Source organism: Streptomyces sp. NPDC058157, assembly GCF_042884105.1.
Lineage (GTDB): Bacteria > Actinomycetota > Actinomycetes > Streptomycetales > Streptomycetaceae > Streptomyces.
Window position 1 is genome coordinate 68782 of the sequence record NZ_JBHVUQ010000011.1, and the last position, 8570, is coordinate 77351.

Consider the following 8570-nt stretch of genomic DNA (forward strand, 5'->3'; position numbering starts at 1 on the left):
CCGGGAGAGCGGCGAGAGAGTCCGGAGACGGCCGCTGCCTAGCCTGACCGACATGTCAGATCATGCGAGGGACCGACACGTCCCATTCCGCCGCAGAACGGGCCGGGGCAAGCGCGCCGGCGCGGTCGCGGCGGCCGTGGCAGCCACGGCCGTGCTCGGCGGGGGAGCCTACGCGGGCCACCGTCTGCTCTCCTCGCCGTCGCAGGACGAGGACGTCGCGGCCGCCGCGGGCAGGCTCCAGGAGTTCCTCGACGCCTGGGCGGCGAACCGCCCGGCGGACGCGGCGGCCCTGACCGACTCGCCGGACAGCGCCCGTTCGCTGCTCGAGTCGGTGATGAAGAACGTCGCGCCGACGAAGGCCGTGATCAGCGCGGACCGCCCCCGCGCCGCGAAGGACGGCAAGGGCGCCGTCAAGGTGCCGTTCAAGGTCTCCTTGCAGACCGCGGGGGCGGGGGAGCTGGCGTACGACTCCGAGGCGAAGGTCCTCAAGGACGACTCCGGCGCCTGGAAGGTGCAGTTCTCCACGCCCGTCGTGCACCCGCGGATGGAGCCCGGCCAGACCCTCGCGCTCGCGGCGAACACCGGCCGCGGCCGCATCCTCGACAAGGACGGCGCCCCGCTGGAGGCCGCCTCCCTCACCGGAGCGGTCGACGAGCAGGGCAAGGGCGTCTCGGGGCTCCAGGCCCGCTACCAGAAGGAGCTGTCCGGCGGCGCCGCGTACGGCAAGTCCGTCGTGGTGGCCGACCGCCGCTCCGGCGCCGTGGTCAAGCCCCTGACCCAGGGACCGTCCGGCAAGGGCGAGGACATCCGCACGACGATCGACAAGAAGGTCCAGCGAGCCGCCTCGGGCGCCCTCGAAGGCCTCGACAAGAACGCCTCGATCGTCGCGGTCGACCCGCGCACCGGCGCCGTCCTCGCCGCCGCGAACCGGCCCGGCGGGATGAACCGGGCCCTGGAGGGCCGCTATCCGCCCGGCTCGACCTTCAAGGTCGTCACGGCGGCGGCGCTGCTGAAGTCCGGCATGAAGCCGGCGGACCCGGCGGCGTGCCCGAAGTTCGCCTCCGTGGACGGGCAGCGCTTCGAGAACCAGAACCAGTTCGTCCTGCCGGAGGGCTCGGTCTTCCGGGACTCCTTCGCCAAGTCCTGCAACACCTTCTTCGTCGAGTCCCGCCGCAAGGTGGCCGGTCCCGCCCTGCCGGAGACCGCCAAGGCCTTCGGCATCGGCAGTCCGTGGGACATCGGGGCCGCCTCCTACGACGGTTCGGTCCCGCTGCCCGCCTCGGACAACGAGCTCGCCGCCAGCACGATCGGGCAGGCCCGGGTGCAGGCGTCGCCGCTGGTGATGGCCTCGATGGCGGCCACCGTCAAGGAGGGCTCCTTCAAGCAGCCCGTCCTGGTGCCGGACCACGTCCGCAACCGGCACACCGCCCCGGCCCTGGAGCCGCACGTGGCCGAGGGGCTGCGGCAGATGATGCGCGCCACCGTCACCTACGGGGCCGCGGCCGCGCTGAAGGACGTACCGGGCACGGCGCACGCCAAGACCGGCACGGCCGAGTACGGCGAGGCCAAGCCGCCGCAGACGCACGCCTGGATGATCGGCTACCTCGGCGACCGGGACGTGGCCTGGTCCGTCCTGATCGAGGACGGCGGCTCGGGCGGCAAGGACGCCGGCCCGGTGGCCGCCCGGTTCCTCGAAGCGCTCCGCTGAGTGCCCGCCCGCACTCGCCCCGACCGCAATGCCAGCAAGCCGCAACACAGTTGGGAATGAGACCCTGTGGTATTCGACGCCGCGTCGCACGGGACCGTGAACCCGTCGGACAGCACGGGCGGAACGCTCCGCTTCGTGCGCACCGACGACTTCGACTCCCTCGACCCCGCCGACACGTACTACGCGTACACCTGGAACTTCATCCGCCTCCTCGGCCGGCCCCTGGTCGGCTACGCGGCCGGTGAGGACGGCCGGCCGCGGCCGGTGCCGGACCTCGCCGCCTCCCTCGGCGAGCCGTCGGACGACGGCCGCACCTGGACCTACCGGCTGCGCGAGGGCGTGTGCTTCGAGGACGGCACCCCCGTCACCGCGCAGGACGTCCGCCACGCGGTCCTGCGCGCCAACTTCCCCGAGGAGGTCTACCCCGGCGCGGTGACCCGCGGGGGCCCGGGCTACTTCCGGCAGTACCTGACGGGGCCGGAGGGCATCGGGACGCCCGACGACCGCACCGTGGTGTTCCGGCTGAAGGAGCCGTTCGCGGGCTTCGACTACCTGGCCGCACTGCCCACCACGATCCCGGTGCCGCGGCGGGCCGACACCTACCCCGAGTACCGGTGGCGGCCGCTCTCCTCGGGCCCGTACCTGATCCGGGAGTACCTGCCGGGGGAGCGCCTCTCCCTCGCCCGCAACCCGCACTGGGTCCGCGAGAGCGACCCCGTCCGCACGGCGCTGCCGGACGCGGTCACGGTCAGGCTGGGGGTGTCCGGGCCGGAGGTGGACCGGATGCTGCTGGCGGGAGAGGCCGACATCGACCTGGCCGGGGTCGGCGTGCAGCCGGAGACCCAGGACCGGCTGCTGGCGGATCCGGTGGCCCGGGAGGGCGTGGACAACCCGCACACCGGCTTCGTGTGGCTGTACTGCATCAACCAGAACGTCGGTGCGCTGCGGGACGTCCATGCGCGGCGCGCGGTGCAGTACGCCACGGACAAGGCGGCGATGCGCGCCGCGTACGGCGGGGAGCCCGCCGGGGACATCGCCACCACGCTCCTGCCGCCCACGGTGCCGGGCCACGAGCCCCACGACCGCTACCCGGTGGGTCCGGACGCCACGGGTGACCTGGGCGCCGCCCGCCGGGAGCTGGCGCTGGCCGGGCTCCCGGAGGGCTTCCGGACCCGGATCGCGGCGCGCGAGGACCGGCGCAAGGAGTGGAACGCGGCGCTCGCGCTGGCGCGGGGCCTGGCCCGCGTGGGCATCGAGGCGGAGGTGGTGCCGTTCACCTCCGGCGGCTACTTCACCGAGACGGCGGGCGTTCCGGCGTACCTGCGCGAGCAGGGCATCGGCATCGTGATGTTCGGCTGGGCGGCGGACTTCCCGGACGGCTTCGGCTACCTGCAGCAGATCGCGGACTCGCGCGCGATCAAGGAGGCGGGGAACCAGAACCTGGGTGAGCTCGCCTCCCGGGAGATCGACGCCCTGCTCGACGCCGGGGCCCGCACCTTCGACGCGCGGGCCCGGGAGGCCCTGTGGGCGGCCGTTGACCGGGAGGCGATGGAGGCGGCCGTCATGTGCCCCTACATGTACGTCAAGTCCGTGGTGGTCAGGGGCGAGCGGGCCGCCAACGTAAGTATGTCCCAGGTATACGGAATGTACGATTACGCAACTATGTCGCTGTGTGACTGATCCTCATTTGCGAAAGGGGATCTTGGGTAATAACCTGGTCAAGTCATCCGGAAGACGACTTTTTGACCAAAAGTCGCTTGCGGATGCGGGAAATACGATGATCAGGGGGATGACATCGATACTGCGACGCGCGTGACAGTCCAGCTCCTTGGGCCAGTAACCGCCTTCCATGCAGAAGCCCAGGTTCCGGTTCAGGGCCAGCGCCAGTTGAAATTCCTGGCCAGTCTCGCTCTGAATGCGGGGCAGATGGTGATGAAGGAGTCGATCGTCGAGGATTCGTGGGACGCGGATCCCCCGAAGACGGTCTCCGGGCAGCTGCAGAACAGCGCATGGATGATCAGGACCGCATTCGAGGGGGTGGGTGTGGGGCGGGAGATCCTCGCCTCCCACGCCCTCGGCTACCAGCTCCACGTCCCGCCGGGCCGGGTGGACGTGCACGCCTTCCGTGACATGGTCCGGGAGTCGAAGGGGGAGGATCAGGCCGGCCGGTGCCAGGAGGCGTCCGAGCGCCTCGACGAGGCCCTGGCCCTGTGGAAGGGGCAGGCGCTCGGCAACGTCACCTCCGCCCGGCTGCGGGCCCGCGCCGACGGGCTCGACCGGGAGCGGCTCGCCGCGCTGGAGCAACGGGCGCGGCTCGACATCAAGCTCGGCCGGAACGAGGAGGCGATAGCCCGCCTGGACGGGCTGATAGCCGGGGATCCGCTGCGTGAGGACCTCTACGTGGCCCTCATGCACGCGTACTACGGCGCCGACCGCCAGGCCGACGCGCTGAACGTGTTCCATCGCGCCAAGCGGACGCTGATGGACGAGATCGGCATCATGCCGGGGCGCAGGCTGCGCGAGACGATGCAGTCGATCCTGGCGCAGCAGCTCCAGATCGCCGCGTAGGCGCTCGGCCGCCGGGGCCGCCGCCGCCCGGGCAGGGCCGGCACGGGTCGTACCGTGCCGGCCCTGTCTTCGGGGCACATTGCATAGATTTCCAAGATCACACATACTCATGCGAACCTGTCATGCCTGATCCGCTCCGGATCCATTCGAGGGAAGGACTGCCGTGACGCACGCGCTGCCGAAGGGCTTCGTCGTCCACACCGCGCCGGTCGGGATCGCCGACGACGGACGCGACGACCTGTGCATCATCGCCTCCGAGGTCCCCGCGAAGACGGCGGGGGTCTTCACCCGCTCCCTGTTCGCCGGGCCGTCGGTCCTGCTGTCGCGCGAGGCCGTCGCCGACGGCTCCGCCCGCGGCGTCGTCGTCGTGGCCCGCAACGCCAATGTGGCCACCGGCGCCGAGGGGGCCCGCAACGCCGCCGCGGTCCGCGACGCGGCCGCCCGCGCCGTCGGGATCGACCCCGCCGAACTGCTCATCGCCTCCACCGGGGTGATCGGCGTGCAGTACCCGCTGCCGTCGATCCTCGGCCACCTCGAAGGCCTGGCCTGGCCTCCGCAGCGGCCGGCCGCGGGCATGGACGCCGCCGCGCGGGCCATCATGACGACCGACACCCGGCCCAAGTGCGTGTCCGTACGGGTCGGCGACGCCGTGCTGACCGGCATCGCGAAGGGCGTCGGGATGATCGAGCCCGACATGGCCACCCTGCTCACCTTCTTCGTGACGGACGCCGAGCTCGACGGGGCGTGGCTGACCGCCGCCTTCAAGCGGGTGATGGACGTGACCTTCAACGCGGTGTCCATCGACACCGACACCTCCACCTCCGACAGCGCCGCCCTGTTCGCCAACGGCCTGGCCGGCCCGGTGGACCCGCAGGCCTTCGAAGCGGGCCTGCGCGAGGTCGCGTTGGCGCTGGTGAAGATGATCGCCTCGGACGGCGAGGGCGCCTCCAAGCTCATCCAGGTGGCGGTCACCGGGGCCCGCGACGCCGCCCAGGCCAAGCGGGTCGGCAAGGCCGTGGTCAACTCGCCGCTGGTGAAGACCGCCGTGCACGGCGCCGACCCCAACTGGGGCCGGGTCGTGATGGCCGTGGGCAAGTGCCAGGACGACACGGACATCGCGCCCGAGCGCGTCCGCGTCTCCTTCGGCGCGGTCGAGGTCTACCCGCCGGCCGGCGACGAGCAGGCCCGGCGCGCCGAGGTCGCCGACTACCTGAAGGCCGCCGACGAGGTCGTGATCGGGATCGGACTCGGCATCGCCGACGGCTCCTTCACCGTCTACGGCTGCGACCTGACCGAGGGCTACGTCCGCCTGAACTCGCAGTACACGACCTGATCCCTACGCCCCGTACCGGTGCAGGCGGAGGTCTGCCGTCGGGGCGGACCGGGCCAGGGAGGCCAGGTACGGGGGCGGGAGGGGGACGGGGCCCGTGTGCCAGGGGGTCGGGGGTGCCGGGGGAGGGGTGTGGACGGTGACCGGGCCGGGGGCGGCCGGGTGGGTTTCCACCGCCGAGAGGTCCGTGACGATGCCGATCCCCGCCGCCTTGAGGGCGGCCTCCTTGCGGGTCCAGCAGGTCAGGAAGGCGTGCGCGCGGGCCCGGGGGGTGCGCTGTGCCTCGAGGTGGGCCGCTTCGGACGGGGTCAGGGCCTTGGCGGCGGCCTCGGGGGACCAGGGGCGGGCCTCGTGCTCCACGTCGATGCCGACCGGGTGCTCCGCCACGGCCAGCACGCCGCAGCCCCCGGTGTGGGAGATGCTGATCCACAGGGCGTTGCCCGGGTGGCGGACGTACGGGGGCCCGTGCGCGGCGTCGGCGCAGCCGGGGCAGGGCCGGCGGCCGAACTCCACCTCCCCGGGCGGGACGTCGAGGAGGCGGCCCAGGATGCGGCGGACCGCCGCGCGGTGGGCGAGGGCGTCCGCCCTGCGGTCGGCGGGCAGCCGCGCGGCCGCCGCCCGCTCCGCCCCGGTGAGGACCGACGCGTCCTCGGCGTGAGGGGCGGGGGTGGGGCCGGTGGTGGTCCACCACCAGATGTCCACGGGTGTGCTCCTGGTCACCTTCGCTGCTTCCGTCGGCGTCCGGAGCGGAACCGGACGGGCCCCGTGACTGTAGGAGGCGCGTCCCGGGCCCTGCGAGCGCGCTGGCAGCAATATGCCAGCGCGCGGCCGTGATGTGACCGTACGCGGCGGTCAGTTCGCCCGGGGGAACCGTGCGCCGCCCTTCCGGGGCAGCTTCCTGCGAATGGCGCGGGGCGCGGGAACCGAAACGGCCGCGGTGATTTCCCTGTGGGGTGACACGCGTTCATCGGAATTGCCGCGGATGACGATCGTTCAAAAATCACCCACTGTAGACCGTTGTTGACCGTCCGACTTGAGGACGGCTAGCCTCGGGCTCGGGCGCGGCGGGGTGAGGACGGGGGTAGTGGTTATCAGGAAGACGGAGTCGGTCGATGACGAAGTCGGCCGGGCCTTGCTGGAGGTACAGGGACTCATAGAGGCGGCCAAAAGGGACCGCTCCCGCACGAGTTCCGATCATTCTGTCCGAATGCTGGAATCCGGCGAGGACGTCCCCGGTATTTTCGGTCGCTTGATTGAAAAGGCCCGCCGGAGCGTCGGTGTGACGGTGCAGTGCGCCGGTTCGGAGGCCGCCGCGGTGGCGCTGGCGCTCCTGGGGCACGGTCGCGCCCCGGGAGCCGTGCTGCACGGGGGCGTGCGGGTCAGGCTGCTGTGTTCGCCCGCCGTGGTGCGGGCCCCCGCGTTCCGGGAGGTCCTCGCCGGCGGGTCCGGCTGTGTCGTCAGGGTGGCCGAATGCGCCCTGAACGAAGCGGTGTTGACGGATGATTCGGTGGCTCTGGTGTGGCTCGGCGGCGAAGGCGCCGACCGGAGCGTCTCCCTCGTCCAGGACCCCGCGTCCGTCTCCGCGCTCGCCGGTCTGTTCGGCGCGGTGTGGAACGGGGCGAGGGCCTGGGAGGAGTCCGTCGGCCGGGCCCGCAGCGAAACGGGGCAGCGGATCCTGGAGGCCCTGCGCGACGGCCGCACGGACGAGGCCGCGGCGCGGGAGCTCGCGATTCCGCTGCGTACCTACCGGCGCTACGTCGCCGAAATCATGCGGGAAATGGACGCGAGTTCACGTTTTCAAGCGGGGGCCCGGGCAGTGCGGCTCGGGCTGTTGAAGAACGACGAATAGCGGCGAATGTGTGTGGGGGAGAAGTGACGGGGGAAGGTCGCACCGGCATGTCCGGGGGAGAGGTATTCGACGCGGGGCTCGCGGACGTACGCGAACTCATCGCCGAAGCGGTTTCGAAGTACCGGGAGTGGGCCGGCCGCAGCCGGCCCGTCACCCGCGTCGGACCGGATTCCGAGGGGACGAGGGAGGTGGCGCGGGAACTGATCTCCGGCGCCCGGCGCAGCGTGGACGTGGTCATCGCGGCCGAGGCGGAGCTGGCGGTGGAACTGTGCACCGCGCTGTCGAGCCTGCTGACCGGTGAACGGTCCACGGTCCGGGTCAGGGTGCTGTGCACGCACGCCACGGCCGGGCAGGAGGCCTTCCGGGACTTCCTGAGGGAGGACCACCCGCTGCGGATCCGGGTGGCGCACGTCCCCTGCCTGGAGATGCTGGTGGTGGACGAGGAGGTCGCGCTCGTGCGGGCCGAGAGCGGCGGCGGCGCCTCCGTGGTCCGCGCGGCCGCCGTGCTCGTGCCCGTGCAGGCGCTGTTCGCGAGCGCCTGGCGCAACGCCGCCCTGCCGGGCGGCGGCATCGGACCGGCCAGCCCGCTGCGGACCGCGTTCGCGACCGGGATCCTCCAGCAGCTGCACACGGGCAGCACCGACGAGGCGGCGGCCCGCGAACTGGGGGTGTCGGTACGGACCTACCGGCGCCACGTCGCCGAGATCATGGAGGCCCTCGGGACGAAGTCCCGTTTCCAGGCGGGGGTCCGCGCCGCCGAGAGCGGGCTGCTGTGCGCGCCGGCCCAGCTGGTACCGGAGCAGCGCGGCCACCCCGCCCTCCGCCGCCGCCACCCCGAGAAGCTCGCCCGCCCCGACGCCCACCGCGTCCCGCACCGGCGCAGCGTCCAGCCCGCCTAGGCAGCTAACTGCCATTCCCTCCGGGCCCCGCCGGAATGCGCCGGGGCCTACCGGGCGGTACGACACCTTGTGGACAGCACGCCGGTGAAATCTGGCCCGGCCGCGCCCGAATCCCCACCCTGATTCCGGCGCCGCCGACCCCGCGGTACCGCCGGTGGGCGTTAGTCCCGGCGCGGTCCATACACCCATCGCCCGGGGGACGGCCGAAGTATTATG

7 protein-coding genes are annotated in these 8570 nt (G+C 72.5%); 6 read left to right on the forward strand and 1 reads right to left on the reverse strand.

The features are described 5' to 3' along the window. Nucleotides 1–136: 136 nt before the first annotated feature. The 4 genes from ACFVXK_RS05130 to argJ all read left to right on the forward strand — a co-directional run bounded on the left by ACFVXK_RS05130 (nt 137) and on the right by argJ (nt 5609). Nucleotides 137–1708, forward strand: coding sequence for a penicillin-binding transpeptidase domain-containing protein (locus ACFVXK_RS05130; protein WP_389610147.1), 1572 nt, complete (start codon nt 137–139; stop codon nt 1706–1708). Between the two features lie 135 nt (nt 1709–1843). After that, entirely contained in the window at nt 1844–3388 is a 1545-nt protein-coding gene (locus ACFVXK_RS05135; protein WP_389610148.1) for an ABC transporter substrate-binding protein, read from the forward strand. A 246-nt stretch (nt 3389–3634) separates the two neighbouring features. Further along, nucleotides 3635–4276, forward strand: a complete 642-nt coding sequence (locus ACFVXK_RS05140) for a BTAD domain-containing putative transcriptional regulator (RefSeq protein WP_389610149.1) — start codon at nt 3635–3637, stop codon at nt 4274–4276. Between the two features lie 163 nt (nt 4277–4439). Beyond that, a complete protein-coding gene (gene argJ / locus ACFVXK_RS05145; protein WP_389610150.1) occupies nt 4440–5609 on the forward strand; it encodes a bifunctional glutamate N-acetyltransferase/amino-acid acetyltransferase ArgJ in 1170 nt (389 codons plus the stop codon). A gap of 3 nt (nt 5610–5612) precedes the next feature. Here argJ and ACFVXK_RS05150 read toward each other — a convergent pair whose 3' ends face one another. Further along, nucleotides 5613–6326 carry a 4'-phosphopantetheinyl transferase family protein gene (locus tag ACFVXK_RS05150; protein ID WP_389610151.1) on the reverse strand — a complete coding sequence of 238 codons (714 nt, stop codon included), beginning with the start codon at nt 6324–6326 and terminating at the stop codon, nt 5613–5615. A 364-nt stretch (nt 6327–6690) separates the two neighbouring features. Between ACFVXK_RS05150 and ACFVXK_RS05155 the strand changes: the two genes are divergently transcribed. Together ACFVXK_RS05155 and ACFVXK_RS05160 are read left to right on the forward strand one after the other, a co-directional pair. After that, nucleotides 6691–7455 carry a hypothetical protein gene (locus ACFVXK_RS05155; RefSeq protein ID WP_389610152.1) on the forward strand — a complete coding sequence of 255 codons (765 nt, stop codon included), beginning with the start codon at nt 6691–6693 and terminating at the stop codon, nt 7453–7455. Nucleotides 7456–7502: 47 nt separating this feature from the next. After that, nucleotides 7503–8354: a LuxR family transcriptional regulator gene (locus tag ACFVXK_RS05160; RefSeq protein WP_389610153.1), complete on the forward strand. Its 852-nt coding sequence runs from the start codon at nt 7503–7505 to the stop codon at nt 8352–8354. Nucleotides 8355–8570: the final 216 nt, after the last annotated feature.